Origin of the sequence: Streptomyces sp. NPDC014006 (genome assembly GCF_043088925.1) — a bacterium.
Taxonomy (GTDB): domain Bacteria; phylum Actinomycetota; class Actinomycetes; order Streptomycetales; family Streptomycetaceae; genus Streptomyces.
Genome location: NZ_JBICAJ010000001.1, coordinates 120101 through 145443 on the forward strand (window position 1 = coordinate 120101; position 25343 = coordinate 145443).

Below are 25343 nucleotides of genomic sequence, written 5' to 3' on the forward strand. Positions count from 1 at the left end.
ACGACGAAAAGCCCCCGGACCACAGGGGTCCGGGGGCATCAGGGCGGCGGCCGTCAGGCCTTGGTGGTGTCCTCCACCTCCTCCTCCGGCTCCCGCCCCGGCGTCTTCAGATCGAACTTCGTGATCGCGAACCGGAACACCGCGTAATACACGACCGCGAAGCACAGACCGATCGGAATGATCGCCCACGGTTTCGTCGCCAGATTCCAGTTGATGACGTAGTCGATCAATCCCGCCGAGAAACTGAACCCGTCGTGCACGCCCAGCGCCCACGTCACCGCCATCGACACACCCGTCAGCAGCGCGTGCACCGCGTACAGCAGCGGCGCGATGAACAAGAACGAGTACTCGATCGGCTCCGTGATCCCCGTGACGAACGACGTCAGCGCCACCGACAGCATCAGCCCGCCGACCTCCTTGCGACGGTGCGGCTTCGCCGTGTGCGCGATCGCCAGCGCCGCAGCCGGCAGCGCGAACATCATGATCGGGAAGAACCCCGACGTGAACTGCCCCGCATGCGGGTCACCGGCCAGGAACATGTTGATGTCACCGTGCACCGGCTTCCCGCCCGGCGGCGTGTACGTGCCGAACTGGAACCAGATGGGCACGTTCAGGAACTGGTGCAGACCGATCACCAGCAGCGCCCGGTTCGCCACACCGAACACACCCGCGCCCCACGAACCCGCGTCCCGCAGCCACTTGCTGAAGCTCTCCAGACCGTCACCGATCGGCGGCCACACCCACAGACACAGCGCCGCGAACGCGATCGCCACGAACGCCATGATGATCGGCACCAGCCGCCGCCCGTTGAAGAAGCCCAGCCAGTCCACCAGCTTCGTGCGATGGAAACGCACCCAGAAGAACGCCGCCAGCAGACCCATCACGATCCCGCCGAACACCCCCGGATTCTGGAACGTGAACGGCGTCACCGCCCCGACGCCCCCGCCCACAGTCACCTGGCAGCCGACGTCCGGGACCTTCGTGGAACCGCCCGGGCAGCTCTCCGGGAACTGGTGCAGCACCGAGAAGTAGACGAGGAAACCCACCACCGCCGCCAACGCCGTCGAACCGTCCGACTTCTTCGCCATCCCGATCGCCACACCGATGCAGAACAGCAGCGGCAGACCGATCGAGCCGTCGAGCAGCGCACCGCCCGCGCCCTTCATCACCTTGGACACGTTCGTCCAGCCGAGCCCCTCGTCGCCGAACACATCCGGCTGACCCAGCCGGTTCAGGATGCCCGCCGCCGGCAGCACGGCGATGGGCAGCTGAAGACTGCGGCCCATCTTCTGCAGGCCCTGGAAGAAACGGTTCCAGCGTTCGCGCACGGGGCTCACCGGACGAGGTTCGGCGGCGGCGCTCTCGGCACTCATGGCGGTGTCCTTCCGGCCCCTCACGGCGGGGGCGGTTTGGCGACCGTCCGTCAGCTGGTGTAGACCAGTCGCGTACGGCTCGGTTCCGCTGTCGTGATCGCCATCATTCGGTACGGACGACATGACCGCTCGCGAAGTTGGGCCAACTGTGGGTTACTGCGATATAGCGGTTCGGATCAGGTAGTTCAGGGAGACGGAACATGGCCAGCAAGGCAGAGAAGATCGTCGCCGGGCTCGGCGGCATCGACAACATCGACGAGATCGAAGGCTGCATCACCCGCCTCCGTACCGAGGTGCACGACGCCTCGAAGATCGACGAAGCCGCCCTGAAGGCCGCCGGCGCCCACGGCGTCGTCAAGATGGGCACCGCCATCCAGGTCGTCATCGGCACCGACGCCGACCCGATCGCCGCGGAGATCGAAGACATGATGTGACCGAAGCCGGTCACCCATCGAGGGGCTCCTCCCCACACGGGGGGAGCCCCTCGCGCCGCTCCGGATAGGCTCAACGCCATGTCTCGCATCGACGGCCGCACCCCCGAACAACTCCGCCCCGTCACCATCGAACGGGCCTGGAGCAAGCACGCCGAAGGCTCCGTCCTGGTCTCCTTCGGCGACACCAAGGTCCTGTGCACCGCCTCCGTCACCGAAGGCGTCCCCCGCTGGCGCAAGGGCAGCGGCGAGGGCTGGGTCACCGCCGAGTACGCCATGCTGCCCCGCGCCACCAACACCCGCGGCGACCGCGAGTCCGTCAAGGGCCGCATCGGCGGCCGCACCCACGAGATCAGCCGCCTCATCGGCCGCTCCCTGCGCTCCGTCATCGACTACAAGGCCCTCGGCGAGAACACCATCGTCCTCGACTGCGACGTCCTCCAAGCCGACGGCGGCACCCGTACCGCCGCCATCACCGGCGCCTTCGTCGCACTGGCCGACGCCATCGGCTGGGCCCAGGGCAAGAAACTCGTCAAGCCCGGCCGCCAGCCCCTCACCGGCACCGTCAGCGCCGTCTCCGTCGGCATCATCGGCGGTGTCCCCATGCTCGACCTCGCCTACGAAGAGGACGTGCGCGCCGACACCGACATGAACGTCGTCTGCACCGGCGACGGCCGCTTCGTCGAAGTCCAGGGCACCGCCGAAGCAGAGCCGTTCGCCCGCGACGAACTCGACGCCCTCCTCGACCTTGCCGTCGCCGGCTGCACCGAACTCGCCGCACTCCAGCGCGCCGCGCTCGACATCACCGTCGAAAAGTAAAAGACGCGCCAAGAAAGGCGGGCGGCCCGGGCAACCGAGCCGCCCGCCATCGCGTCAGAACGGATACCGACACGCAAGCACGTACGGGGGCCGGGGAGGCCACCAGGGGAGGGACACCGCACATGGCCGCGAGCCGAGGCCGCCGCATCACCACGACCATCGCCGGGGCCATCGCCGCCGTCGCCCTCACCGCCGGCCTCACCACCGGGTGCGACGCCGTCGGCAAGGCCCTCGACTGCGTCCAGACCGCCGACTCCATCGCCGACAGCGTCACCGACCTCCAACAGGCCGTCGAGAACGCCGCGAACGACCCCACACAGACCGACCAGGCCCTCGCCGCCATCGACAAGAACCTCGACCAGATCGGCGACCGCACCGACAACACCGACCTCAACAAGGCCGTCGACGACCTCCGCAAAGCCGTCGACAACGTCCGAGCCGCCGTGAAGAACGGCGACAACACCCCCGACCTCACCCCCGTCACCGACGCGGCAGGCGAACTCACCAAGGTGTGCACACCGTGAGAGCGCGTCGGCGGAGACGGCCGGGATACTGAACGGCATGACCCGCTTGATCCTCGCCACCCGCAACGCCGGAAAGATCACCGAGCTGCAGGCCATCCTCACCGAAGCCGGGCTGCCCCACGAGCTCGTCGGCGCGGACGCCTACCCCGACATCCCCGACGTCAAGGAAACCGGCGTCACCTTCGCCGAGAACGCCCTGCTCAAGGCCCACGCCCTCGCCCAGGCCACCGGCCTGCCGGCCGTCGCCGACGACTCCGGCCTCTGCGTCGACGTCATGAACGGCGCCCCCGGCATCTTCTCCGCCCGCTGGGCCGGCCGCCACGGCGACGACCAGGCCAACCTCCACCTCCTCCTCGCCCAGCTCTCCGACATCGCCGACGGACACCGCGGAGCCCACTTCGCCTGCGCGGCGGCGCTCGCACTGCCCGACGGCACGGAGCGGGTCGTCGAGGGCCAACTGCGGGGCGTACTGCGCCGACACCCCGCCGGCACGGGCGGCTTCGGCTACGACCCGATCCTCCAGCCGGACGGCGAGACCCGCACCTGCGCGGAACTGACGGCCGCCGAGAAGAACGCGATCAGCCACCGGGGGAAGGCGTTCAGGGCGCTGGTGCCGGTGGTGCGGGAGCTGTTGGGCTGAATGACGAAGGGGCCGCCCGAGTGGGCGGCCCCTCACGGGGGTGCGGCCGATGGGAGTCGAACCCACATGGGCAAATGCCCCGAGGCACCTAAAACCTCTGCTTATACCATTCAGCAACGGCCGCGCGTGGCGCCCATGCTACCGGGGGTGCGCACCGTTTCGTTTTCCGCCTCGGCACCGGGTGCCGGCCTCATCGTGGCCGTGGATCAGGGAGCGTCTCGCCGACCCCGCCGGGGCCGCGACGCTTGCACGGTGCCTCCCTGCGGGCGGGCCAGGCCCTGGTCGTACGCGAAGATCACCGCCTGGATGCGGTCGCGGGCGCCGATCTTGGACAGGACACGGCCGACGTGGGTTTTCACCGTGGACTCCGCGAGGACGAAACGACCGGCGATCTCGCCGTTGCTCCAGCCCTTGCCGATCGCGACGAGGATCTCGCGCTCGCGGTCGGTGAGGGAGGCCAGGCGCGGGTCCTGGGCGGAGTCCTCGCCGGCGGGTGGGACGAGGCGGGCGAACTCCTGCAGCAGGCGCCGGGTGAGGGCGGGGGCGATCACGGCGTCTCCCGAGGCCACCGCGCGGATGCCCGCGAGGAGTTCCTCGGGACGGGCGTCCTTGAGGAGGAAGCCGCTGGCCCCGGATCGCAGCGCCGCGTACACGTACTCGTCGATGTCGAAGGTGGTCAGGACGAGGACGCGGGAGCGGTCGCCGGCGGCGACGATCCGGCGGGTGGCCTCGATGCCGTCCATGCCGGGCATGCGTACGTCCATGAGGACGACGTCGGGCCGCAGTTCGGCGGCCTTGCGCACCGCTTCCGCCCCGTGCGCGGCCTCGCCGATCACCTCCGTCTCCGGCACCGAGTCCAGGAGCATCCGGAAGCCGTACCGCTGCAGCGGCTGGTCGTCCACGATGAGCACGGTGGTCACCGGGCACCGTCCCGGGGCGTGAGGTCGAGGTCGGCCCGTACAGCCCAGCCGGCGCCCGCGGGACTCGCGCTGACCTGCCCTCCGTACAGCGCCGCTCGCTCTCGCATGCCCACCAGGCCGTGTCCTTCCTCGTTCGCCGCGCGGGGACGGCCGGCCGGGGCGGGCGGGCCGGAGTCCTGGACGGTGATGGTCAGCCGTGCGTCCTCCACGACGATCGCCAGGTTCGCACGGGCGCCGGCGCCGGCGTGTTTCAGGGCGTTCGTCAGGGCCTCCTGCACGATGCGGTACACCGTCAGCTGCACCCCGCTGTCGAGGGCGTCGATATCTCCGGCCGTACGGTAGACGACCTCCAGGCCGGCGGCGCGCACTGCCTCGCACAACGCGTCGATGTCACTGAGAGCGGGTTGCGGGCTCAGCTCGGGCCGGGCCGCCGATCCGTCCGCCTCGCGCAGTACGCCCAGCACCCGGCGCAGTTCGCTCAGGGCCTGACGGCCGGTGTCGCCGATGAGGCGCAGCGCCTCCTTGCCCCGTTCCGGAGCGGCGCCGGTGGCATAGGCTCCCGCGTCGGCGAGGGTGATGATGACGGACAGGTTGTGGCCGACGATGTCGTGCATCTCCCGGGCCACGCGGGCCCGTTCGGAGGCGACGGCGAGCCTGTCGCGCTGGTCGCGTTCGATCTCCAGCCGCGTCGCACGGTCGCGCAGCCCGGCCAGCTGGGCCCGCCGGATACGGATCACCAAGGCGAGCGCCACCGCCGCGGTGGCCGTGCTGAGCAGGAAGAACAGTGCGTCCCACACCGACATCGCCACCGACACCCGGGCCGCGACCAGACTCAGCGCACCCGCTGCGACGGCGCACGCCCACGGCAGCTGCCGCAGCCGCCCGTGCAGGGCGAGGCTGTACAGGGCGACGAAGAGGGCGACATCCGCACGCAGCAGCGCGCCGAGGGACCACTGCAGGACGAACACGGCCGTGACGGCGCCGAAGGCCGCGGCGGGCGCGCGGCGCCGCCACAGCAGCGGCACCACCAGCCCGGCCTGCAGCGCCGGCATGCCCGCCACGGGCAGCCGGGTGAACGCCAGGCGGAAGCGGTGCGGGCCGTCGCCGTCGCCGTCCCCGCCGATCACGCCGACCGCGTGCAGCAGGTCGGGCAGGCAGAACAGCAGGAAGACCACGACCACCACCGCCGTGTCCAGGACCCACGGACGGGCCCGGTCGGCATGCCGGAGCCGCTGGCCGGCCCGGCCCAGCCGGGCGACCAGCGGTCCCAACCCGCTGAGCTCTTCGGTGGTCATGGTGGGCACCGGACCATGATGCGGGCCGCTGCCGCTCAGACGTCGCTGCGCAGCAGCCGGTACGCCGCTCCGGCCAGCGCGAGCGCCGTCCAGCCGAGGAAGACCAGCAGCCCCTCGCCCGGTGACAGGGTGGTCGCGTCGTGGGTCAGGGCGAAGACCGACTCTCCCGCGTTGCTCGGGAGGTAGGGGGAGATGTCACCTTGCCAGGAGCTCGGCAGCAGGGACACCAGCCCCGGCACGAGCATGAGGGCGGCCACCAGCACCGAGATGCCGCCGGCCACCGACCGCAGCAGCGCGCCCAGGGCGGTGCCGATCACGCCGACCAGGCCCAGGTAGAGCCCGGCGCCGAGCAGGCTGCGGACGACGCCGGCGTGGCCGAAGCCCATGGCCGCGGGGGTGCCGGAGACGATACGGCTGCCGACCAGGAAGGCGACGAACGCGCCGACGGTCGCGACCACCAGCGCGACCAGGCCGTACACCGCCGCCTTGGACCAGAGCACGGGCAGCCGGCGCGGCACCGCGGCCAGGGTCGAGCGGATCATGCCGGTGGAGTACTCGCCGGCCGTGACCAGTACGCCGAGCACACCGAGGGCGAGCTGGGCGAAGTTCGTGCCGAACAGGGACAGGCTCGCGGCCGTCGCGGTGGCGAAGTCGCGGTCCATGGGCCGGCCGGAGCCGAGGCTGGACTTGTAGTGGCTCGCGGCGATGACGCCGAAGGCCACGAGGAACAGCAGGCCCAGGCCGAGGGTGATCCAGGTGGAGCGCAGGGACCAGAGCTTGGACCACTCGGAGGACAGCACGCGCCGTCCGGTCACCCGGTACACGGGCCGGGCGGGAGCCGCCGGGGCGGTCTCGGGGGTTTCGGGGGTTGCCGTGAGGGTGCTCATGCAGCGCTCCCGGAGGTCTCGGTGCCGGTGGTGGTGCCGTGGTACTCGACGGCGTCACGGGTCAGTTCCATGAACGCCGCCTCCAGCGACACCGCCTTCGTGGCCAGCTCGAACAGGGGGATGGCGTGCTCGGCGGCCTTCAGGCCGATCTCGCGGGCGGACATTCCGGTGACCTGCAGTTCCTCGGAGCCGATGCGACCGGTGATCTCCACACCCGGTCCGGCCAGCACGTCCCGCAGCCGCGCGGGGTCGTCGGTCGCGACGCGTACGGTGTCGCCGCCGGCTTCGCGGACCAGGTCCTGCACGGTCGTGTCGGCCAGCAGCCGTCCCCGCCCGACGATGATCAGGTGATCGGCCACGAGTGCCACCTCGCTCATCAGATGCGAGGAGACGAAGACCGTGCGCCCCTCGGCCGCGAGGGCGGTGAGCAGGTTGCGGATCCAGAGGACGCCCTCGGGGTCCAGGCCGTTGACGGGCTCGTCGAGCATCACCGTCCGCGGGTCGCCGAGCAGGGCGGCGGCGATGCCGAGCCGCTGGCCCATGCCGAGGGAGAAGGCGCCGGCCCGCTTGTCCGCGACGCTGCCGAGACCGGCGAGTTCGACGACCTCGTCGACCCGGCGGCGCGGAATGCCGTGGGTCAGCGCGAGCGCCCGGAGGTGGTTGCGGGCCGAGCGGCCCGGGTGGACCGACTTCGCCTCCAGCAGCGCCCCGACCTCCTGGAGCGGCGCCCGGTGGCGGGCGTAGCGCTGTCCGTTCACCGTGACGGAGCCGTCGGTCGGCGCGTCCAGTCCGACGATCATGCGCATCGTCGTGGACTTGCCCGCACCGTTGGGTCCCAGGAAGCCGGTGACCGTGCCCGGCTTCACGGTGAAGTCCAGAGCGTCGACGGCTGTTTTCTCCCCGTACTTCTTGGTGAGCTGCTGTGCCTCGATCATTCGCGTTCTCTCTCTCGGACTCCGGCGCCCGAAGAACGCCTGACGCCTCCCCTCACGGTAGGTCGGTGATCTGCCCGATCCGGTGATACCGGGGGCTGAACAGTGGCGGGCGGCTGGTACCGCGGTACTACGACAGCGACGCCCCGCCGGGAACATCCACCCGGGCGGGGCGCTGCGCTGCTGAGGCGTTCCTCAGATGCCGAGGTCCTTGATGATCTTGGCTACGTGGCCCGTCGCCTTCACGTTGTACAGGGCGCGTTCGACCTTGCCGTCCTCGTCGACGACGACCGTCGAGCGGATGACGCCGACGACCGTCTTGCCGTAGAGCTTCTTCTCGCCGAAGGCGCCGTACGCCTGAAGGACCTTCTTGTCGGGGTCGGCGAGGAGGGTCACCTTCAGGGACTCCTGCTCGCGGAACTTCGCCAGCTTCTCCGGCTTGTCGGGGGAGATGCCGATCACGTCGTAGCCCGCGCCGGCCAGCAGCGACAGATTGTCCGTGAAGTCGCACGCCTGCTTCGTGCAGCCCGGCGTCAGCGCGGCGGGGTAGAAGTAGACGATGGTCTTGCGGCCCTTGTGGTCCGCCAGGGACACCTCGTTGCCGTCGGCGTCGGGCAGGGTGAAGGCGGGGGCCACGTCCCCCGGCTGGAGTCGCTCGCTCATCGGACTAGCGTAACCGGGGGTCCTGACAGTGCGGCGGGACCAGGAACTGACAGACTGTCCAGAACAGCATCCTCTTACTTCGGAGGCCGTACGGTGGCGGACACGTCGGACACGAGAACCCCGGCGCAGATCGAGGCGGACATCAGGCACCGTCGTCAGGTGCTGGCCGCGACGCTGGACGAGATCGGGGTGCGGGTGCACCCGAAGACGATCGTCGGGGACGCGAAGGCCAAGGTCGTCGCCAACCTCGACCACACGGTGGGCCGGGCATATGTCCAGGTCAACCGGGTGGTCACGGAGGTGAAGGCGCAGTTCACGGACGAGGAGGGAGCGCCCCGGCTGGAGCGCGTGGTGCCCGTCGCCCTGGCCGTGGTCGGCATCGTCGGTCTGCTCACGCTGAGCACCCGGCGCCGCAGGGGCTGACCCACCCACCCGCGTAGGCATCCGGTTCAGGCAGGTAGGTTCAGTGGCGTGAGCGCCAACAGAAACGACAGCACCCACGACGACAAGCTGCCCATCCGCATGCTGCACGACCGCGTCCTCGTGCGGCAGGACACCAGCGAGGGCGAGCGGCGTTCCGGCGGCGGCATCCTGATCCCGGCCACGGCGGCGGTCGGCCGCCGGCTGGCCTGGGCGGAGGTCGTCGCGGTGGGGCAGAACGTGCGGACCGTGGAGCCGGGCGACCGGGTCCTGTACGACCCGGAGGACCGGGCGGAGGTCGAGGTGCGCGGCATCGCGTACGTGCTGATGCGCGAGCGCGATCTGCACGCGGTGGCCGCCGACCGGTTCGAGGGCTCGGAGGACTCCACGGGTCTGTATCTGTGACCTGACGGTCCTGAAGGGGCTGGTGACCATGGTCACCAGCCCCTTTGTGCCGCCCTTTGCTACCTTCGAAGGAGACCGCCCGACGAGACGCGCCGTACCGGGCTCATCGCAAAGACGACGCACCCCCGTTCAGAAGTGATCTTCCGGAGGTGCTGTCATGGCCTGGGTTCTGCTTGTCGTCGCCGGTCTGCTCGAGGTCGGCTGGTCGGTCGGGATGAAGTACACCGAGGGCTTCACCCGGCTGTGGCCGAGCGTGTTCACTGGTGCCGGCATCGTCGCGAGCATGGTGCTGCTGTCGTACGCCGCGCGTTCCCTGCCCATCGGTACGGCCTACGGCGTGTGGGTGGGCATCGGTGCGGCCGGTGCGGCGGTGCTCGGCATGGTGGTGCTCGGTGAGCCGGCCACCGCCGCCCGGATCTTCTTCATCTGTCTGCTGCTCGTCGCCGTCGTGGGGCTGAAGGCGACGTCCGGCCACTGAACGGGCCGGCGCGCCCCGGCTAGGGGAACGTGCCGCCGTTGGTCGTCCCGGTGTCCGTGCCGCCCCCGCCGTCGGTGCCCCCGCCGGTGGCGGTTCCCCCGCCGCCTGTGGTGTCGCCCGTGGTGCCCTGGCCGCCGGTGGTGCCTCCGCTGCCGGTGGTGCCGGTGCCGCCGGTGGTCGGCGTTCCGCCCGTCGTGCCGCCGGTGGTGCCGGTGCCGCCCGTGGTCGGGGTGCCGCCGGTCGTGCCGCCGTTGGTGCCCGTCCCGCCGGTGGTCGGGGTGCCGCCGGTCTGGCCCTGCGTCTGCCCCTGGAGCTGACCCTGGGTGCCCTGGCCGCCGGTCGTGCCGGTGTCGCCGCCTCCGCCGCCGTCGGTGCCGCCGACCGTGCCGGTCTGGTCCTGGCCGGGGTCGCTGGGCGGGGCCTGCGGGGTGTCCGCGCCGTCCTGCAGTTCCAGGTCGAAGTCGCTGACGGGCGTGTCCTTCAGCGCGTCCTTGGTGTACTGCGCCCAGATCTCGGTGGGCGCGCCGCCGCCGTTGATGCGGTCGAGGCCCAGCGCGCCGTACAGCGGCTTGTGCGCGGCGGTGTCCGGGTCCTGTCCCATCACCGACACGACGGTGGCGAGATCAGGGGTGTATCCGGCGAACCAGGCGGCGGTGTCCTTCTCGGCGGTGCCGGTCTTGCCCGCGGCGGGGCGGTCGGCGGCCTGCGCGGCGGTCGCGGTGCCGTTGTCGACGACGCTCTGCAGGATCGCCGTGGTGGTGTCGGCGGCCTCGCGGCTGACGGCCTGGCGGGTCTGCCGCGAGGGCAGCGGGACGGTCTCGCCGTCCTTGGTGATCTTGTCGATCAGGGTGTACGTGCCGTGCTTGCCGTGGTTGGCGAGCGTGGCGTAGGCCTCGGCCATGTCCAGCACGCTGGCGTTGGCCACGCCGAGTGCGATCGACGGTGAGGCGTAGAGCTCCTTGGTGTCCGTGGGCAGGCCGAGGTCGATCGCCGTCTGCTTGACCTTGGCGGGGCCGGCGTCGACGGCCATCTGCGCGTACACGGCGTTGACGGACTTGTCGGTGGCCTCGCGGACGGTGATGGGGCCGTAGGAGCGCTGGTCCTCGTTCTCGGGGGCGTAGCCGTCGCCGTCCCAGCCCTGGACGGGCCGCTTGTTGGTGCCGTCGTAGATGGTGTTCGGGGTGATGGGGCGGCCGTCCTGGGTGGTGGCGCCGTTCTCCACGGCCGAGGTGAACACGAACGGCTTGAAGGTGGAGCCGACCTGGAAGTCCCCGCGGGTGGCGCCGTTGGTGAACTGCTTGACGTAGTCGATGCCGCCGTACATGGCGACGACCTTGCCGGTCTTCGGGTCGACGGAGGCGCCGCCGGCCCGGACGTACCGGTCGGCCTTGTTGTTCTTCTTGTCGAGCTTGCTGATCAGTTTGTCGTTGACGGCTTCGACGAAGGCGTCCTGCTTGTCCTTCTGCAGGGTGGTGGTGATGCGGTAGCCGCCGCGCTCCAGGTCGTCGGGGTCGAGGATCTTGTTGTCGCGCAGGTAGTCCTTGATGGCGTCGACGATGTAGCCGCGCTGGCCGGACATGCTGGTGGGGGCGGTGGCCTGCTTCGGCGCGGGGAACTTCATCCCGGTCCGCTCGGCCTGGGGCAGCCAGCCCTTCTTGACCATGCCGTCCAGGACGTAGTTCCAGCGGGCCTCGGCGGCCCGGCGGTTCTCCGGGTGGGCGACGACGTCGTACTCGCTGGGGGCGTTGAGCAGGGAGGCGAGGTAGGCGCCCTGGGCGGCGTCCAGGTCGACGGCGTCGACGCCGTAGTAGGCGCGGGCGGCGGCCTGGATGCCGTAGGCGTTGCGGCCGAAGAAGCTGGTGTTGAGGTAGCCCTCGAGGATGCGGTCCTTGCTCGTCTCGCGGTCGAGCTTGATCGCGATGAAGAACTCCTTCACCTTGCGGGTGACGGTCTGTTCCTGGCCCAGGTAGTAGTTCTTCACGTACTGCTGGGTGATCGTGGAGCCGGACTGCTTGCCCTTGCCGGTGGCGGTGTTCCAGGCGGCGCGGACCATGGCCTTGGGGTCGACGGCCGACTCGGTGTAGAAGTCGCGGTCCTCGGCGGCGAGCACGGAGTGCTGTGCGGCCTTGGAGACCTGGGCGAGGGAGACGCTCTCCCGGTTGACGTCGCCGTCGCGGGCGATCTCGCTGCCGTCGGCGTACAGGTACACGTTGGCCTGCTTCGTCGCGACCGCGTTCGCCGAGGGGATCTTCACCATGGAGTACCCGAGGAAGAAGGCCCCGGCCACGAGCAGCACACCGATGACGAAGGTGCCGAGCAGCATCCGCCAGGTCGGGAACAGCCGTCGCCATCCGGTACGGCGGGGCCGCTTGCCCTTCTTGCCGCCGTCGCCGGAGCCTCCTCCGCCGCCGGTCCCCCCGTCGCCGCCGGTCCCGCCTGCCCCTCCGGCGCCGGTGGCCTGCATGGCCGCGGTGGCCGCAGCGGGGCCGGTGGCTCCGGCGGCGGCTCGCGTGGACGCGGGGGAGTGCGGGGCCCCGCCGGTTCCGGCCGCGTGCGCGGTGGCGCCGGCCTGGGCTGCCGCGGCGGCCGGGGCGGTGAACTGGGTGGTTGCGGTGCTGGGTGCGCTGCGGGCACCGCGGGTGGTTGCGGCTCCACGGGCGGAACCGGTGGCGCGCGGGGAGGACATGGCGCCCGCAGCGCTCGCGGGCGGTACGCCGCCGGCCGCACTCGCGGGCGGTACGGCCTCTGCTGCGCCCGGGGACGATACGGCGGCGCCTGCGGCGCTTCCAGCCGACACGGCGCCTGCGCCCCGCGACGCGGACCGCGTGGCCCGGGGGTGACGGCCTGCGCCGCCGGTCGCCTTGCCTGCGGCCTGCGTGTCGCCGGTGGCCGGTCCCGCCGTGGCGGACTCGGCTGCCGGAGTCTGTGCGCCGCCCGGGGCACGCGTCCCCTTGGGCTGCCGCCCGGTGCCGACGGCGCGGAGGACCTGGGTGGTGTCGGAGTCGCCGTCGGGTGCGGGCGCGGTGTCCCGCCCGGCCTTGGCTGCCCTGGCGGCCCGCGCGCCGGAGACCGGTCCGACTGCGGTGCTCTTGCTGGAGCCCCCGACTTCGTGGGCCTGTCCGGCCTCGGTGCCCTGCGCGGTACGTGCGCCCTCGGCGCCCTGTCCGGCTCCGGTGCCCTCGGCGGTCCGCGCGGCGTCGGCGGCCTGCCCGGCCCCGGAGCCTCCGACCGCCTTGGCAGCCCGCCCAACCCCGGCGCCTCCGGCGCCCTTGGCGGCCTGCCCAGCGCCGTCGGCCCGCCCGGCCGCGTCGGCCTGCGTGCCGGGGGCCCGTCCGGCCCCGCCGTCGGCGTCCCGCCCGGCCCCCGCGGTCCCGTCGGCCGGGTCGGCCCCCGCCGCCCTCGCGGCCGCCGCCGCACGCGCGGCCCTGGCGGCTCGGGCGGCCTTGGGGTCGGCGCCCGGCCCGGGCTCCTGCTTCGCCGAGCCCGGGTTCGGCTGCTGCGGCTCGTCGCTCATCTCGTGCACGGACTCCTGTTTCGCGTCGTACGTTCTCGTACGGCCTACTACGCCTGCCGGCGCTCACATGCGCCGTCAGCGCCCACTTACGCCGCCGGCGCCCCCATTGAAGACTCTCGCAGCGGGCGTTCCGTTCCCGGGGGCCCCGCCCCGCTCCGCCTCCGGCCGGAAAACGCGTGGCGGACCGCGGCGGACACGCACTAGGCTCCTGCGCTTCGGTGCCGGGACGAGCCGGGAGGTCGTCGGCGTGGGAGCGGGGCGGTTGTACACGGCCGTCGCGGTGGGCGGTTTCAGACGGTACGCGACGTATCGGGCGGCCACGGTCGCCGGAGTGTTCACGAACACCGTCTTCGGGTTGATCTTGGTATACACCTACTTGGCCCTGTGGGACGAAAAACCACACCTCGGCGGCTACGACCAGGCCCAGGCGACGACGTATGTGTGGCTCGGTCAGGCGCTGTTGTCCACCCTCGCGCTCGGCGGCGGGGGTGTCGAGGACGAGCTGATGGAGCGTATCCGCACCGGCGACATCGCCATCGACCTGTACCGCCCGGCCGACCTGCAGCTGTGGTGGCTGGCCGCCGATCTGGGCCGGGCCTGTTTCCAGCTGCTCGGCCGCGGCGTGATTCCTTTCACCTTCGGCGCGCTGTTCTTCCCGGTGGCCCTGCCCACGCACGCCGCGACCTGGGTCGCCTTCCTCGTCGCCGTCGCGCTGGCGATGGTGGTCGGCTTCGGCATCCGCTACCTGATCGCGCTCACCGCGTTCTGGCTGCTGGACGGCACCGGCGTGCTGCAGATGCTGATGATCACCGGCACCTTCTGCTCCGGCATGATGCTGCCGCTGAACCTGTTCCCGGGCGCGCTCGGCGACGTCATGCGCGCACTGCCGTGGTCGTCGCTGCTCCAGGCCCCGGCCGACGTGCTGCTGGGACACGCCGACCCGTGGCCGACGTACGCCTTCCAGGCCGGCTGGGCCGTGGCGCTGCTCGCGGCCGGACGGGTCGTGCAGTCGGTGGCGACCCGCAGGGTGGTGGTCCAAGGTGGCTGAGACGGGCCGTGTGAGAGCGGCGGCGCGGGCGTACCGGCTGGTCGCCGCGATGTGGATCCGCTCCACTCTCGCCTACCGCACCTCCTTCGCGCTGACCACGCTCGGCAACTTCGCGCTGACCGGCTTGGACTTCGTCGCGATCCTGCTGATGTTCTCCCGCGTCGACGCCCTCGGCGGCTACTCGCTCACTCAGGTCGCCTTCCTCTACGGCGCCTCCTCCGTCGCCTTCGGCGGGGCCGACCTCGCGATCGGCTCGATGGACCGGCTCGGCCGGCGCGTGCGCGACGGCACCCTCGACATCCTGTTGGTGCGTCCCGCGCCGGTGCTGGCGCAGATCGCCGCCGACCGCTTCGGCCTGCGCCGGCTGGGCCGGGTCACCCAGGGCGCGTTGGTGCTGGGCTGGGCGCTGCTGCGGCTGGACATCGACTGGACACCGTCGCGGCTGGTGCTGATGCCGGTGATGCTGCTCAGCGGCTGGGTGATCTTCTGCGCGGTGTTCGTGGCGGGCGCGGCCTTCCAGTTCGTGGCGCAGGACGCCTCGGAGGTGCAGAACGCCTTCACCTACGGCGGGACGACGCTGTTGCAGTATCCGCCGACGGTGTTCGGCACGGAGCTGGTGCGCGGGGTGGTGTTCGTGCTGCCGCTGGCGTTCGTGAACTGGGTGCCGGCGGCGTACGTCCTCGGGCTGCCGATGCCGCTGGACCTGCCCCGCTGGGTGGCGTTCGCGCCGCCGCTGGTCGCGGTGGCGTGCTGCGCCCTGGCCGCGGCCGCCTGGCGGGCGGGGCTGCGGGCCTACCGGAGCACGGGGAGCTGAGGGGTGTGGCGGAGCACGGGGAGCTTACGGGCGTACCGGAGCACGCGGAGGCGGCCGTCGTGGCGGAGCGCAGGGAGTGGAGTGGGGCATGACCGATCCGTTCATCGAGGTCGACCGGGTGGAGAAGGTCTTCGACGTCCGCCGCAGGACCGGGTTCCTGCGGCGGGAGCGGCGGCAGGTGCGGGCCGTCGACGCGCTGTCCTTCACCGTCGCGCGCGGCGAGATGGTCGGCTACATCGGCCCGAACGGCGCCGGGAAGTCGACCACGATCAAGATGCTGACCGGCATCCTCACCCCGAGCGGGGGCCGGCTGCGCGTCGCCGGCATCGACCCCTCCCGCGAACGCACCCGGCTCGCGCACCGCATCGGCGTGGTGTTCGGGCAGCGCACGACGCTGTGGTGGGACCTGCCGCTCATCGACTCCTACCGGCTGGTGCACCGCATGTACCGGGTGCCGGACGCCCGTTACCGGGAGAACCTCGAACGCTGCGTCGAACTGCTCGAGCTGGGTGAGCTGCTGGACGTGCCGGTCCGCCAGCTGTCACTGGGCCAGCGGATGCGCGGCGACATCGCGGCGGCGCTGCTGCACGACCCCGAGGTGCTGTACCTGGACGAGCCGACGATCGGCCTGGACGTCGTGTCGAAGGCGAAGGTCCGCGCCTTCCTGCGGGACCTGAACGCCGAACGCGGCACGACGGTCCTGCTGACCACGCACGACTTGCAGGACATCGAGCAACTGTGCTCCCGGGTCATGGTCATCGACCACGGCCGTCTGATGTACGACGGCCCGCTCGCCGGACTGCACGAGGCGGGCGAGAGCGAGCGCACGCTCGTGATCGACCTGGAACGCGAACTCCCGCCGATCGACGCGCCCGCCCCCGCCCGGGTGGTACGGGTCGAGGGCCCGCGCCAGTGGCTGGCGTTCCCGGCGTCGGAGTCGGCGGCGCCGCTGGTGGCCCGGCTCGCGACGCGGTACCCGCTGGTGGATCTGTCGGTGCGCGAGCCGGACATCGAGGCCGTGATCGCGCGGATGTACGCGGAGCAGCCGTCCCGTCCCGCCGGGCAGCCGCCCCGTCCGGCCGAGGAGTCGGTTTCGTAGCCGCCGACCGGTGGTTCTCGTAGGCTGCTGGCATGACCGACGACGCAGTCCCGGACCTTCGCGCGTCCGATGCCGATCGCGAGCGGGTCGCCGAGATCCTGCGGGACGCCCTCGCCGAAGGGCGCCTGGACATGGCCGAGTTCGAAGAACGGCTCGACGCGACGTACCAGGCGCGCACCTACGGCCAACTGGCCCCGATCACCCGTGACCTGCCGGCCGCGGGCGCGCCGGCCCCGGCGGTCTCCCTGATCAAGGAGCCGCAGGAGAGCGGGGGTTGGCGGGACCGGATCGTCGGCGGCGACGGCTCCTCGCAGTGGGCCGTGGCCGTCATGTCCGGTTTTCAGCGCAAGGGCCGCTGGACGGTGCCGCGCCGCATGGACTGCGTGGCCTTCTGGGGCGGCGGCGAACTGGACCTGCGTGACGCTGTGTTCGCGGACCGCGAGGTCGTGATCAACTGCGTGGCGATCATGGGCGGTGTGAACATCGTCGTACCGCCCGGCGTCGAGGTCGTCGTCCGCGGCATCGGCGTCATGGGCGGCTTCGACCAGACGGAGGCCGACGTCGTGGGCGACCCCGGCGGCCCCCGCGTGATCGTCACCGGCTTCGCCTTCTGGGGCGGAGTCGGCGTCGAACGCAAGCTGCCCCGCGCGGAGCGGCTGCGCCTGAAGGAGGAGCGCCGCCGCGAGAAGCTGGACCGCGGGAAGACGCTCCGCGAGATCCAGTCGGGCTTCCACGAGGACGTCCGCGAGGCCCACCGCCGCCTGCGCGACGACCACCGCGACCTGCACCGCCGGCGCCGGGAGGAACGGCGGGAGGAGCGCCGGGAGGACCGGGAGCGCAGGAGGCACGGGGACTACTAGGCGTCCGGCCGGGCTCGGGCGCCGACGGGACCGAGGCGCCTCGTGGTCAGGCCGCAGCCCGCCGCACCGCGGCGGCCCCGCCCGTCAGCTCCCGCAGGTCGAACACCTCCGCCATGCGCCGGTACCCCCGGTCGCTGGGATGCAGGTGGTCCCCGCAGTCGTACTCCGCCCGCAGTCGCCGCGGGTCGTACGGATCACGCAGCGCCTTGTCGAAGTCGACCACCGCGTCGAACACCCGGCCCGCGCGGATCTGCGCGTTGACCTGCCGGCGTGCGGTCTCGCGCTCCTCGGTGTCCCAGGCGTGCCCGCCGAACGGCGTCAGCGTCGCCCCGATCACCTTCAGCCCGTGCGCGTGGGCCTGCCGCACCAGGGCGCGCAGCCCCTCGACGATGCGCTCGGGGGCGGCGGGCGTACGCGGGCGCAGGATGTCGTTGACGCCGAGGTCGATGACGACGGCCTTCACGTCGGGGCGGCCGAGCACGTCCCGCCCGAACCGGTGCAGGGCGCTGGGGTTGTCCGTGGACAGGCCGTCCCCGTCGACCAGCACGCGGTTGCCGCTGATACCGGCGTTGACCACCGCGTAGCGCGGCACGTCCCGGCCGTCGAGCAGGGCGGCCCGCAGCCGGTCCGAGAGCACGTCCGGCCAGCGCCGGTTGGCGCCCTGTGTCGACCCCGACCCGTCGGTGATCGAGTCACCGAGCAGGACGACGGTGCCGTCGGAGGTGTCGCTCAGCACGTCCAGCGCGGTCAGGTAGCGCCAGTACGGCACACGCGTGGTGTACGGGTCGGCGCTCTCGCTGCGGGCGTGGTCGCCGTCGGCGGCGTAGGAGATCTGCCGTGCCACCCGGTGGACGGTGACGGGTCCGGACGGGGTGGGGGAGTAGGTGCTGACCAGCACATCGCTGTCCGGTGGGAGCACGATTCGCACGGGGTCGCTGACCACCTCGGCGCCGGCCGGGACGACCACCCGCGTGGCCCCGCCGAACGTCAGCCGCCGCATGCTGCCGGGCCGCGCCGCGGCCGTGCCGGATCCGGCGGCGACGGCGAGGGTGGCGTCCGTCAGGGTCAGCGGTGTCCGGCCGTAGAGGTTGGACAGCGTGATCCGGGCACTCGTACCGCCGACGCCGGTGTGCACCACGTTGCGCACCGACCGCCCGGCCACGCCCCTGGCGTCGGTACCGGGCTCATGACCGGACGGCGAGGCGGACCAGGAGCCGACCCACCGCCCGGTGGAGGCGGGGTGGGCGGAGTCGTACGGCGTGGAGGCCGTCCGGGCCCGGCCGGGCAAGCCGTCGTTCACGGCGGCATAGATGCCGACGGACACGACCGTGATGAGGGCGACGATCGCGCAGAGCAGGGCATAACCGTGACGCCTGGCCATGGGGGTATGTGTCTCCTCGGACAACGGGAGCCCGGGTCGGGTGCCCGGTACTCCGAAAGGATCACTTCATGATGCGCCATGAAGAAGAAACCACCGCGCACGGCCCCCCGTTGCCCCGGACCGACGTCCGGCCGGGAACCTTTCACCGGTCCCCGGAGTCGCTCCTGCAGGGCAGGACGGATCCGGAAAGAGACAATGGGTGAAGAAACCATGATCGGATGGACCGGACGGAGCGGACGGAGCGGATGGAAACGGAGATAAAGGCCGGTGAGACGTCCAGGCGCGCCATGACCGCCTTCGGCCCCGCCGACGAGGAACGCCGTCGCGGCGTGCGCCGTATGAAACTCACCGCGACCGGTCTGCTCGTCCTCGTCGCCGTCGTCTACGTCCTCGCCAAGTGGGCCGACGACTCCGGCGCGGGTGCCTGGGCGGCCTACGTCGCCGCGGCCGCCGAGGCGGGCATGGTCGGCGCGCTCGCCGACTGGTTCGCGGTCACCGCCCTCTTCCGCCACCCCCTCGGCCTGCCCATCCCGCACACCGCGATCATCCCGAACAAGAAGGACCAGCTCGGCATCTCCCTCGGCGAGTTCGTCGGCGAGAACTTCCTCTCCGAGGACGTCGTACGGCAGCGGCTGCGCGCCGTCGGCATCGGCAGCCGGCTCGGTGCCTGGCTCGCCGAACCCGCGAACGCGGACCGGGTGACCGCCGAACTGTCCACGGCCCTGCGCGGTGCGCTGACCGTGCTGCGCGACTCCGATGTGCAGGCGGTGGTCGGCGAGGCCATCACCCGGCGCGCGAACGCCCAGGAGATCGGCCCAGGGCTCGGCAAGATGCTGGAGAAGGTCGTCGCCGACGGCGGCCACAAACGCGTCGTCGACCTGATCGTCAGCCGTGCCCACGACTGGCTGGTGCTGCACGGCGACTCGGTGATGGGCGCCGTGCAGGGCGGCGCGCCCGGCTGGACCCCGCGGTTCGTGGACCGCAAGGTCGGCGAGCGCGTCTACAAGGAACTGCTGCGCTTCTGCGCCGAGATGCGCGACATGCCCTCGCACCCCGCGCGCGGCGCCCTCGACCGCTTCCTCACCGACTTCGCCGGCGATCTGCAGTCCGACACCGACACCCGCTCCCGGGTGGAGCGGCTCAAGGGCGAGGTGCTCGGCCGCGGCGAGGTCCAGGACCTGATCGCGTCCGCGTGGACCGCCGTCCGCTCCATGATCGTATCCGCGGCGGAGGACGAACGCAGCCAACTGCGACTGCGGGTGCGCTCGTCCCTGCTCGCCCTCGGCGCCCGGATGGCGTCCGACCCGGCCACGCAGGGCAAGGTCGACCGCTGGGTGGAGGGCGCGGCCGTGCACGTCGTCACCACCTACCGCAAGGAGATCACCTCCCTCATCACGGACACCGTCGCGGGCTGGGACGCCGAGCACACCACCCGCAAGATCGAGGCGCACATCGGCCGCGACCTGCAGTTCATCCGGATCAACGGCACCGTCGTGGGCTCCCTGGCCGGCCTGCTGATCTACGTCGTGACGCAGGCGCTGGGAGCGTAAAGCGGCGTCGGCCGGGCACCCGAACGAGCGGTTCGCTCAAGGAGGAGGGTGCCCATGACCACCGCGGAGGCCGAGACCGGCCGTACCGTCACCACGAACATCCCCGCCCGTCTCGACCGCCTGCCGTGGTCCCGCTGGCACTGGACCATCGTCATCGGCCTCGGCACCGTCTGGATCCTGGACGGCCTCGAGGTCACCGTCGTCGGCAACATCGCCAGCCGGCTGTCGGAGTCCGGCAGCGGGCTGGACATCAGCTCAGGCCAGATCACCGGCACCGCCGCGGCCCTGTACGTGGCCGGTGCCTGCGTCGGCGCCCTGTTCTGGGGCCGCCTGACCGACCGCTGGGGGCGTAAAAAACTCTTCATGATCACCCTGGCGGTGTATCTGGCCGCCACCGCCCTGACCGCGATCTCCTTCGACGCCTGGTGGTTCTTCCTCTTCCGCTTCCTCACCGGCTTCGGTATCGGCGGCGAGTACGCGGCCATCAACTCCGCGATCGACGAGCTGATCCCGGCGAACTACCGCGGCCGCGTCGACCTGATGATCAACGGCAGCTTCTGGCTGGGCGCCGTCGGCGGTTCCCTGCTGTCGATCCTCGCGCTGAACACCGCGATCCTGCCCAAGGACGTCGGCTGGCGGCTGACCTTCGCGCTCGGCGCCGTCCTCGCCCTGGTCATCCTCCTCGTACGGCGTCACGTCCCGGAGAGCCCGCGCTGGCTGCTGATCCACGGCCGGGACCGGGAGGCCGAGGAGATCGTCTCCTCCATCGAACGGCAGGTGGAGTCGGACGAGGGCGGCGTGCGGCTGCCGGAGCCCGAGGGCGAGATCACCATCCACCAGCGCCGCAGCGTGTCGTTCGTGGAGATCGCCCGCACGGTCTTCGCCCGCTACCGCCGCCGCTCGATCCTCGGCTTCGCCCTCTTCATCGGCCAGGCGTTCCTCTACAACGCGATCACCTTCGGCTTCGGCGCGATCCTGACGACGTTCTTCGACGTGCCGTCCGACCACACCGGCTACTACTTCGCGGTCATCGCGGTCGGCAACTTCTGCGGCCCGCTGCTGCTCGGCAAGCTCTTCGACACGGTCGGCCGCCGGGTGATGATCGCCTCCACCTACCTGCTGTCCGGCCTCCTGCTGTTCGGCACGGCCTGGCTGTTCGACCGGGGCCACCTGAACGCGACGACCCTGACCGCCTGCTGGTGCGCGGTGCTGTTCTTCGCCTCGGCGGGCGCGAGCAGCGCGTACCTGACGGTGTCCGAGATCTTCCCGATGGAGACGCGGGCGATGTCCATCGCCTTCTTCTACGCCCTCGGCACGGCCGCCGGCGGCATCAGCGGACCCATGCTGTTCGCCGACCTCACGGGCACCGGCGAGGTCGGCGACACCGTGCTGGCGTTCTCCATCGGCGCGGCGCTGATGTGCGTGGCCGGGCTGGTGGCGGCGTTCCTCGCGGTGAACGCGGAACGCCGCTCGCTGGAGGACATCGCCGAGCCGCTGACGGCGGTGGCGAAGAAGGCGTCGGGCGCGGCCGGTGCTGCCGGTACGGCGTCGGGGCGTCCGGGGTCCAGGACGGCGACGGCGTAAAGCCGACGGCGCTGACGGGTTTGTGACGCCGGCGCCCGCGGTGGGTCACCGCGGGCGCCGGGCGTTGCCATGGGTCGCCGGGCGTTGCTTACCGGTCGCAGGTCGCCTACCGCCGGCCGGTGTCGCGGTCGGCGACGGCCCAGGAGGCGAGGGCGACGGCGCCCGCGACACCGAAGACGGCCGGCCAGGCGCCCACCTTCTTGGCGAGTGGGTGCGACCCGGCGAACGCGGCGACATACGCGGCGGTCAGCGCACCCGCGGCCCTGCCGCCGACGCGGGCCCGCCACTGCTGAGCGGCGGCGGCACCGGCGACGGCCAGTACGGCCCCGCCGAGCTGTCGCTTCTTGGTCCAGCGGGCCACGCCGTACCCGCCGACCAGCCCGCCCGCGGCGACCACCGAGCTGGGAACCTTCGCCATGCCTGCCTCCTGTGTCGGTCTGCCCCGAGGTTAACCCGGCACGGCAGCGACCCGTTCCTGAGTCCCCCCTTGTCAACTTTCCTCCCCGGAGCTATATAAAAAGTGAAGCCCCTGCATGAGGCACCACGTACAGCACGTAGGCATCGAAGGGAGTGACCAGTGATGCTCATGCGTACCGACCCGTTCCGTGAGCTCGACAGGGTCACGCAGCAGGTCTTCGGCGCCATGGCCCGCCCGACGGCGATGGCGATGGACGCCTACCGGTCCGGGGACGCCTTCCTGGTCCACTTCGACCTCCCCGGCATCGACCCCGAGTCGATCGAACTCGACGTCGAACGCAACGTCCTCAACGTCCGCGCCGAGCGCCGGTCGCCCGCGCCGCAGGACGCGGAGGTGCTCGTCGCCGAGCGGCCCACCGGCACCTTCACCCGCCAGCTGTTCCTCGGCGAGACACTCGACACCGAACGCATCGACGCGTCGTACGAGGCCGGCGTCCTGACCCTGCGCATCCCGGTGGCGGAACAGGCGAAGCCGCGCCGTATCCAGATCAGCGGAAGCGGCGGGCAGCACAAGGAACTGAAGGGCTGAGCGCGGCCGGTGACGGGTCGGGGCCGGGAGGAGGCCCCGACCCGCGCAACGCGCCGGCCCTCACCCACCCTCACACGCGAGGGTTTCACGCCATATCTGAGATGTGAGACGTGTACGAACCGCCCGGCAGGGGATTCGGTTACGGGCGCCACGGCTCGACGCAGCCCGGCGCGCGCGAACGATCGGGAACCCGGAGGAGGACGCCGCACATGACGACGACGGTGCCGAACACGACGACACTGCTGCCGAACACGACGCCGTTGAGGACACCGACCCCCGCCCCGCCGATGCCCCGCAAGGCCACGGCAGGGGACGACGGTTGGCGGGCGTTGACCGATGCGGTGAAGGAGATGGGCCAGTACCCGACGAGAGCGGAGGCCGAGACGGTCACCCGCATCGTCCTGTCGGCACTGGGCGGCCATGTGATCGGCGAGGAACGCGTGTCCCTCGCGCAGTCCCTCCCGCCCGAGGCGGCCTGCGTGGTCGCCTCCCAGATCCCGGCCACCCGCCGCCTGACGGCAGCGGAGTTCGTGGACTCGGTGGCGGCCCGCATCGAGGGCGCGACCCCGGCGACGGCCCGCTGGGACGTCAGCTCGGTCCTGAGCGTCCTGCCGCCCCTGATCGGCGAGGACCTGACGACCCGCATCCTCGCCGAACTCCCCCCGGGCTACGCCCTGCTGTTCGGCCGAGCCGACCTGGCACCGCACCACTGAGCGCGACGGCCCGAGCCGAGCGCCGACCACATATCGACTGGCGCCGGCCGGGCCGTCCGGCCAACACTGCCGTGTGCGCTACCTGACGACCCCGGACGGCACGGACATCGCCTACGACGACCAGGGCCCGGCCGACACCCCGGGCCCGCCGATCGTCCTCCTCCACGGCCTGGCGGGCCACCTGGGCGAATGGGACGACCTGATCCCCCTCCTCCTGTCCGACGGCCACAGAGTGATCCGCTACGACGCCCGAGGCCACGGCGCGAGCACACGCACCCCGGCGGACATGGCCCGCGCGGCGGCGGTCGCGGACGCGGTGGCCTTGATCGACCGTTTGGGATTGCCCCCCGTGACGCTGATCGGCCAGTCCCTGGGCGGCCTGACCGCCCTCCTCCTGACCGCCCGCCACCCCACCCTGGTCACCCACCTGACCCTGATCGAGGCGGGCCCGGCGTGCGCCAACCCGTCACTGCCGGGGGGCATCGCGCGATGGCTGGACAGCTGGCCGGTACCGTTCCCGACCTTCTCCGCGGCGACGTCCTTCTTCGGCCACGAGGCGTGGGCACGCGGCCTGGAGAGGCGGGAGGACGGCTACCACCCGCGCGTGGACCGCGACACGATGATCGCAGCGGTGAGGGAACTGGCGACGGAGAACTACTGGTCGGACTGGTCCCGGATCACCTGCCCGACGCTGGTCCTGCGGGGCGAGAAGGGCACGATGCCGGCTGAGGAGGCGAAGGAGATGCAGGCCCGCCGCCCGGAGACCCGGGTGGAGGTGGTGGTGGGGGCGGGGCATGACGTGCATCTTGATGCGCCGGGGGCGGTGTGCGAGGCAATCAAGGCGTTCCTACAGCCGACGCAGTCCTCAGGCACTTCCGACAGCGGCTGACCAACGTATGAAGGCGCGCCATGCCTCCGCGGGAACGGCGAGAACCTGGCCGTCACTCAGCTTGGAGTCCCGCACGAGCGTGCCGCTCTCCATGCGGGCACACTCCACGCACTCGGTCCCGCTGCCGCCGCTGTAGGAGGATGTGAACCACTGAGGCGTGGACTGCGCCGTCATCAGAGCTCCCTGCTTATGCGATCGATGATGTCCGCCGAGGACTCGAGGTCAAGTGCCTGCGCGCTGAGGTACTCGAACGCCAACCTATAGCGCTCCAGTTCTTTCGGCTTCTCCATAAAGAGCCCGCCGCTGAGCAGATCGACGTAGACAACGTCCAGTTCACGAGAGGGACCTCGGAGAACGGCGAAGCTACCGACGGCAGCTGCGTGGGCGCCCTTTGAGAAGGGCAAGACCTGGACGGTCACCCGTGGCCGCTCCAAGCTGACCAGCAAATGGCGTAGTTGCTCCTGCATGACGTCGGTGCCGCCCACCTGGCGACGAAGAGCTGCCTCATCGATGACGCACCAGATGTGCGGGGGTTCCTCCCGCTCGAGCAGCTCTTGCCGCTTCATGCGGATGTCGACCATGTGCTGCACTTCCCGTTCCGGGCACTGAACGTCCGAGGCGCGGTGAACCGCCTCCGCGTAAGCCCGTGTCTGGAGCAGTCCAGGGATATACATGCAGGCGTAGTGGTCCTCTCGGACCACCTCGTCCTCGAGTGTGAGCATGAGGTTCATGGAGTCGGGGATGGGGTCGGCCAGGGATCGCCACCACCCCTGAATCTTGGCGCCCTTGGCGAGCTCGACCAGGGCGAGCCGTTCCGCGTCTGATGCGCCGTACTCGCGGCACAAAGCATCCACGGCAGGCCACTTGACCGTTCCCTCCTTGGTCTCATAGCGGCTCAGCGTGGCCTTCGAGATGCCGACGCGGGCGCCGGCCTCCTCCAGGGTCAGGCCCTTGGCCTCTCGAAGACGCCGCAAGTCCGCGCCCAGCTGACGCCTGCGAGTCGTGGGTCCAACTGCCATGCGTAAAGGCCCTCCGTGTCGCTCCCACAGATCGTCCCCGCTGCCCGGGCGGCGCGGCAAGACGGTGTGCGCCGGGGGC

Annotated in this window: 27 protein-coding genes, 1 tRNA gene and 1 riboswitch; of the genes, 16 read left to right on the top strand and 12 right to left on the bottom strand. The window is 71.4% G+C overall.

The genetic code is table 11. From position 1 onward, the window contains the following. Positions 1-53 precede the first annotated feature (53 nt). Positions 54-1373, bottom strand: coding sequence for a PTS transporter subunit EIIC (locus ACF1GV_RS00520; protein ID WP_391676594.1), 1320 nt, complete (start codon positions 1371-1373; stop codon positions 54-56). 200 nt (positions 1374-1573) lie between these two features. Here ACF1GV_RS00520 and ACF1GV_RS00525 point away from each other — a divergent pair, with 200 nt between their 5' ends. From ACF1GV_RS00525 to rdgB, 4 genes are all read left to right on the top strand, one after another. Continuing rightward, the gene (locus ACF1GV_RS00525; RefSeq protein ID WP_363267277.1) at positions 1574-1807 is read left to right on the top strand and encodes a PTS glucose/sucrose transporter subunit IIB; all 234 of its coding nucleotides are present in this window, start codon (positions 1574-1576) and stop codon (positions 1805-1807) included. A 78-nt stretch (positions 1808-1885) separates the two neighbouring features. Then, complete coding sequence (gene rph, locus ACF1GV_RS00530) at positions 1886-2623, top strand: ribonuclease PH (RefSeq protein WP_391676596.1); 738 nt, start codon at positions 1886-1888, stop codon at positions 2621-2623. 122 nt (positions 2624-2745) lie between these two features. Beyond that, a complete protein-coding gene (locus ACF1GV_RS00535) occupies positions 2746-3147 on the top strand; it encodes a hypothetical protein (protein WP_363267279.1) in 402 nt (133 codons plus the stop codon). Between the two features lie 37 nt (positions 3148-3184). Continuing rightward, a complete protein-coding gene (rdgB, locus tag ACF1GV_RS00540; protein WP_391676598.1) occupies positions 3185-3787 on the top strand; it encodes an RdgB/HAM1 family non-canonical purine NTP pyrophosphatase in 603 nt (200 codons plus the stop codon). Between the two features lie 41 nt (positions 3788-3828). Here the strand turns inward: rdgB and ACF1GV_RS00545 are convergent. The 6 genes from ACF1GV_RS00545 to bcp all read right to left on the bottom strand — a co-directional run bounded on the left by ACF1GV_RS00545 (position 3829) and on the right by bcp (position 8484). After that, positions 3829-3911 (bottom strand) — tRNA-Leu (locus ACF1GV_RS00545). 82 nt (positions 3912-3993) lie between these two features. Further along, a complete protein-coding gene (locus ACF1GV_RS00550; RefSeq protein WP_391676600.1) occupies positions 3994-4707 on the bottom strand; it encodes a response regulator in 714 nt (237 codons plus the stop codon). Beyond that, a complete protein-coding gene (locus ACF1GV_RS00555; protein WP_391676601.1) occupies positions 4704-6002 on the bottom strand; it encodes a sensor histidine kinase in 1299 nt (432 codons plus the stop codon). Before ACF1GV_RS00555 ends, ACF1GV_RS00550 begins: the two co-directional genes overlap by 4 nt. A gap of 35 nt (positions 6003-6037) precedes the next feature. Continuing rightward, positions 6038-6889 (bottom strand): ABC transporter permease, encoded by an 852-nt coding sequence (locus ACF1GV_RS00560; protein WP_391676603.1) that lies wholly within the window; start codon positions 6887-6889, stop codon positions 6038-6040. Next, on the bottom strand, positions 6886-7824 hold the full coding sequence (locus ACF1GV_RS00565; RefSeq protein ID WP_391676604.1) for an ABC transporter ATP-binding protein: 939 nt from the start codon (positions 7822-7824) through the stop codon (positions 6886-6888). Before ACF1GV_RS00565 ends, ACF1GV_RS00560 begins: the two co-directional genes overlap by 4 nt. A 192-nt stretch (positions 7825-8016) precedes the next feature. Then, positions 8017-8484: a thioredoxin-dependent thiol peroxidase gene (gene bcp, locus ACF1GV_RS00570; protein WP_391676606.1), complete on the bottom strand. Its 468-nt coding sequence runs from the start codon at positions 8482-8484 to the stop codon at positions 8017-8019. A gap of 93 nt (positions 8485-8577) precedes the next feature. Between bcp and ACF1GV_RS00575 the strand changes: the two genes are divergently transcribed. The 3 genes from ACF1GV_RS00575 (at position 8578) to ACF1GV_RS00585 (ending at position 9787) form a co-directional block, all read left to right on the top strand. Further along, on the top strand, positions 8578-8907 hold the full coding sequence (locus ACF1GV_RS00575; protein ID WP_391676607.1) for a DUF3618 domain-containing protein: 330 nt from the start codon (positions 8578-8580) through the stop codon (positions 8905-8907). Between the two features lie 99 nt (positions 8908-9006). After that, positions 9007-9309, top strand: a complete 303-nt coding sequence (locus ACF1GV_RS00580) for a co-chaperone GroES (RefSeq protein WP_202425017.1) — start codon at positions 9007-9009, stop codon at positions 9307-9309. 57 nt (positions 9310-9366) lie between these two features. Continuing rightward, a riboswitch (guanidine-III (ykkC-III) riboswitch) is annotated at positions 9367-9433 on the top strand. Between the two features lie 33 nt (positions 9434-9466). Continuing rightward, positions 9467-9787, top strand: a complete 321-nt coding sequence (locus ACF1GV_RS00585) for a DMT family transporter (protein ID WP_391676608.1) — start codon at positions 9467-9469, stop codon at positions 9785-9787. 19 nt (positions 9788-9806) lie between these two features. On the opposite strand, the gene ACF1GV_RS00590 is transcribed toward ACF1GV_RS00585, so the two are convergent. Continuing rightward, complete coding sequence (locus ACF1GV_RS00590) at positions 9807-12251, bottom strand: transglycosylase domain-containing protein (protein WP_391678424.1); 2445 nt, start codon at positions 12249-12251, stop codon at positions 9807-9809. A 1297-nt stretch (positions 12252-13548) separates the two neighbouring features. On the opposite strand from ACF1GV_RS00590, the gene ACF1GV_RS00595 reads away from it, so the two are divergent. The 4 genes from ACF1GV_RS00595 (at position 13549) to ACF1GV_RS00610 (ending at position 17122) form a co-directional block, all read left to right on the top strand. Next, a complete protein-coding gene (locus ACF1GV_RS00595; RefSeq protein ID WP_391676610.1) occupies positions 13549-14349 on the top strand; it encodes an ABC transporter permease in 801 nt (266 codons plus the stop codon). 49 nt (positions 14350-14398) lie between these two features. Then, positions 14399-15163, top strand: coding sequence for an ABC transporter permease (locus ACF1GV_RS00600; RefSeq protein WP_391678425.1), 765 nt, complete (start codon positions 14399-14401; stop codon positions 15161-15163). 88 nt (positions 15164-15251) lie between these two features. After that, on the top strand, positions 15252-16262 hold the full coding sequence (locus ACF1GV_RS00605; protein ID WP_391676611.1) for an ATP-binding cassette domain-containing protein: 1011 nt from the start codon (positions 15252-15254) through the stop codon (positions 16260-16262). Positions 16263-16294: 32 nt separating this feature from the next. Beyond that, on the top strand, positions 16295-17122 hold the full coding sequence (locus tag ACF1GV_RS00610; protein ID WP_391676612.1) for a DUF1707 domain-containing protein: 828 nt from the start codon (positions 16295-16297) through the stop codon (positions 17120-17122). 46 nt (positions 17123-17168) lie between these two features. Here the strand turns inward: ACF1GV_RS00610 and ACF1GV_RS00615 are convergent, their stop codons facing one another. Then, positions 17169-18503, bottom strand: a complete 1335-nt coding sequence (locus ACF1GV_RS00615) for an SGNH/GDSL hydrolase family protein (RefSeq protein WP_391676613.1) — start codon at positions 18501-18503, stop codon at positions 17169-17171. 218 nt (positions 18504-18721) lie between these two features. On the opposite strand from ACF1GV_RS00615, the gene ACF1GV_RS00620 reads away from it, so the two are divergent. Both ACF1GV_RS00620 and ACF1GV_RS00625 read left to right on the top strand, forming a co-directional pair. Next, positions 18722-20053, top strand: a complete 1332-nt coding sequence (locus tag ACF1GV_RS00620; RefSeq protein WP_391676614.1) for a DUF445 domain-containing protein — start codon at positions 18722-18724, stop codon at positions 20051-20053. 54 nt (positions 20054-20107) lie between these two features. Beyond that, entirely contained in the window at positions 20108-21637 is a 1530-nt protein-coding gene (locus ACF1GV_RS00625; RefSeq protein ID WP_391676616.1) for an MFS transporter, read from the top strand. A gap of 106 nt (positions 21638-21743) precedes the next feature. Here ACF1GV_RS00625 and ACF1GV_RS00630 read toward each other — a convergent pair whose 3' ends face one another. Next, positions 21744-22055, bottom strand: coding sequence for a hypothetical protein (locus tag ACF1GV_RS00630; RefSeq protein ID WP_391676617.1), 312 nt, complete (start codon positions 22053-22055; stop codon positions 21744-21746). A 162-nt stretch (positions 22056-22217) separates the two neighbouring features. Between ACF1GV_RS00630 and ACF1GV_RS00635 the strand changes: the two genes are divergently transcribed. From ACF1GV_RS00635 to ACF1GV_RS00645, 3 genes are all read left to right on the top strand, one after another. Further along, positions 22218-22643, top strand: a complete 426-nt coding sequence (locus ACF1GV_RS00635; protein WP_391676618.1) for an Hsp20/alpha crystallin family protein — start codon at positions 22218-22220, stop codon at positions 22641-22643. A 209-nt stretch (positions 22644-22852) separates the two neighbouring features. After that, positions 22853-23356, top strand: a complete 504-nt coding sequence (locus tag ACF1GV_RS00640; RefSeq protein ID WP_391676619.1) for a DUF2267 domain-containing protein — start codon at positions 22853-22855, stop codon at positions 23354-23356. Between the two features lie 73 nt (positions 23357-23429). Further along, positions 23430-24245, top strand: a complete 816-nt coding sequence (locus ACF1GV_RS00645) for an alpha/beta fold hydrolase (protein WP_391676621.1) — start codon at positions 23430-23432, stop codon at positions 24243-24245. Here ACF1GV_RS00645 and ACF1GV_RS00650 read toward each other — a convergent pair. Next, a complete protein-coding gene (locus ACF1GV_RS00650; RefSeq protein ID WP_391676622.1) occupies positions 24222-24419 on the bottom strand; it encodes a DUF397 domain-containing protein in 198 nt (65 codons plus the stop codon). The two genes, ACF1GV_RS00645 and ACF1GV_RS00650, sit on opposite strands and share 24 nt — an antisense overlap. Continuing rightward, positions 24419-25264, bottom strand: coding sequence for a helix-turn-helix domain-containing protein (locus ACF1GV_RS00655; protein WP_391676623.1), 846 nt, complete (start codon positions 25262-25264; stop codon positions 24419-24421). Before ACF1GV_RS00655 ends, ACF1GV_RS00650 begins: the two co-directional genes overlap by 1 nt. Positions 25265-25343 lie beyond the last annotated feature (79 nt).

What these genes read in the sequence shown, in the direction of transcription:
- ACF1GV_RS00525 (WP_363267277.1), top strand. Translation starts at nt 1,574, where the DNA reads ATGGCCAGCAAGGCAGAGAAGATCGTCGCCGGGCTCGGCGGCATCGAC.
- bcp (WP_391676606.1), bottom strand. Translation starts at nt 8,484, where the DNA reads ATGAGCGAGCGACTCCAGCCGGGGGACGTGGCCCCCGCCTTCACCCTG.
- ACF1GV_RS00650 (WP_391676622.1), bottom strand. Translation starts at nt 24,419, where the DNA reads ATGACGGCGCAGTCCACGCCTCAGTGGTTCACATCCTCCTACAGCGGC.
- ACF1GV_RS00625 (WP_391676616.1), top strand. Translation starts at nt 20,108, where the DNA reads ATGACCACCGCGGAGGCCGAGACCGGCCGTACCGTCACCACGAACATC.
- rdgB (WP_391676598.1), top strand. Translation starts at nt 3,185, where the DNA reads ATGACCCGCTTGATCCTCGCCACCCGCAACGCCGGAAAGATCACCGAG.
- ACF1GV_RS00605 (WP_391676611.1), top strand. Translation starts at nt 15,252, where the DNA reads ATGACCGATCCGTTCATCGAGGTCGACCGGGTGGAGAAGGTCTTCGAC.
- ACF1GV_RS00620 (WP_391676614.1), top strand. Translation starts at nt 18,722, where the DNA reads ATGGACCGGACGGAGCGGACGGAGCGGATGGAAACGGAGATAAAGGCC.
- ACF1GV_RS00580 (WP_202425017.1), top strand. Translation starts at nt 9,007, where the DNA reads ATGCTGCACGACCGCGTCCTCGTGCGGCAGGACACCAGCGAGGGCGAG.
- ACF1GV_RS00630 (WP_391676617.1), bottom strand. Translation starts at nt 22,055, where the DNA reads ATGGCGAAGGTTCCCAGCTCGGTGGTCGCCGCGGGCGGGCTGGTCGGC.
- ACF1GV_RS00635 (WP_391676618.1), top strand. Translation starts at nt 22,218, where the DNA reads ATGCTCATGCGTACCGACCCGTTCCGTGAGCTCGACAGGGTCACGCAG.
- ACF1GV_RS00640 (WP_391676619.1), top strand. Translation starts at nt 22,853, where the DNA reads ATGACGACGACGGTGCCGAACACGACGACACTGCTGCCGAACACGACG.
- ACF1GV_RS00535 (WP_363267279.1), top strand. Translation starts at nt 2,746, where the DNA reads ATGGCCGCGAGCCGAGGCCGCCGCATCACCACGACCATCGCCGGGGCC.
- ACF1GV_RS00565 (WP_391676604.1), bottom strand. Translation starts at nt 7,824, where the DNA reads ATGATCGAGGCACAGCAGCTCACCAAGAAGTACGGGGAGAAAACAGCC.
- ACF1GV_RS00585 (WP_391676608.1), top strand. Translation starts at nt 9,467, where the DNA reads ATGGCCTGGGTTCTGCTTGTCGTCGCCGGTCTGCTCGAGGTCGGCTGG.
- ACF1GV_RS00615 (WP_391676613.1), bottom strand. Translation starts at nt 18,503, where the DNA reads ATGGCCAGGCGTCACGGTTATGCCCTGCTCTGCGCGATCGTCGCCCTC.
- ACF1GV_RS00590 (WP_391678424.1), bottom strand. Translation starts at nt 12,251, where the DNA reads ATGCAGGCCACCGGCGCCGGAGGGGCAGGCGGGACCGGCGGCGACGGG.
- ACF1GV_RS00520 (WP_391676594.1), bottom strand. Translation starts at nt 1,373, where the DNA reads ATGAGTGCCGAGAGCGCCGCCGCCGAACCTCGTCCGGTGAGCCCCGTG.
- ACF1GV_RS00600 (WP_391678425.1), top strand. Translation starts at nt 14,399, where the DNA reads ATGTGGATCCGCTCCACTCTCGCCTACCGCACCTCCTTCGCGCTGACC.
- ACF1GV_RS00560 (WP_391676603.1), bottom strand. Translation starts at nt 6,889, where the DNA reads ATGAGCACCCTCACGGCAACCCCCGAAACCCCCGAGACCGCCCCGGCG.
- ACF1GV_RS00610 (WP_391676612.1), top strand. Translation starts at nt 16,295, where the DNA reads ATGACCGACGACGCAGTCCCGGACCTTCGCGCGTCCGATGCCGATCGC.
- rph (WP_391676596.1), top strand. Translation starts at nt 1,886, where the DNA reads ATGTCTCGCATCGACGGCCGCACCCCCGAACAACTCCGCCCCGTCACC.
- ACF1GV_RS00555 (WP_391676601.1), bottom strand. Translation starts at nt 6,002, where the DNA reads ATGACCACCGAAGAGCTCAGCGGGTTGGGACCGCTGGTCGCCCGGCTG.
- ACF1GV_RS00655 (WP_391676623.1), bottom strand. Translation starts at nt 25,264, where the DNA reads ATGGCAGTTGGACCCACGACTCGCAGGCGTCAGCTGGGCGCGGACTTG.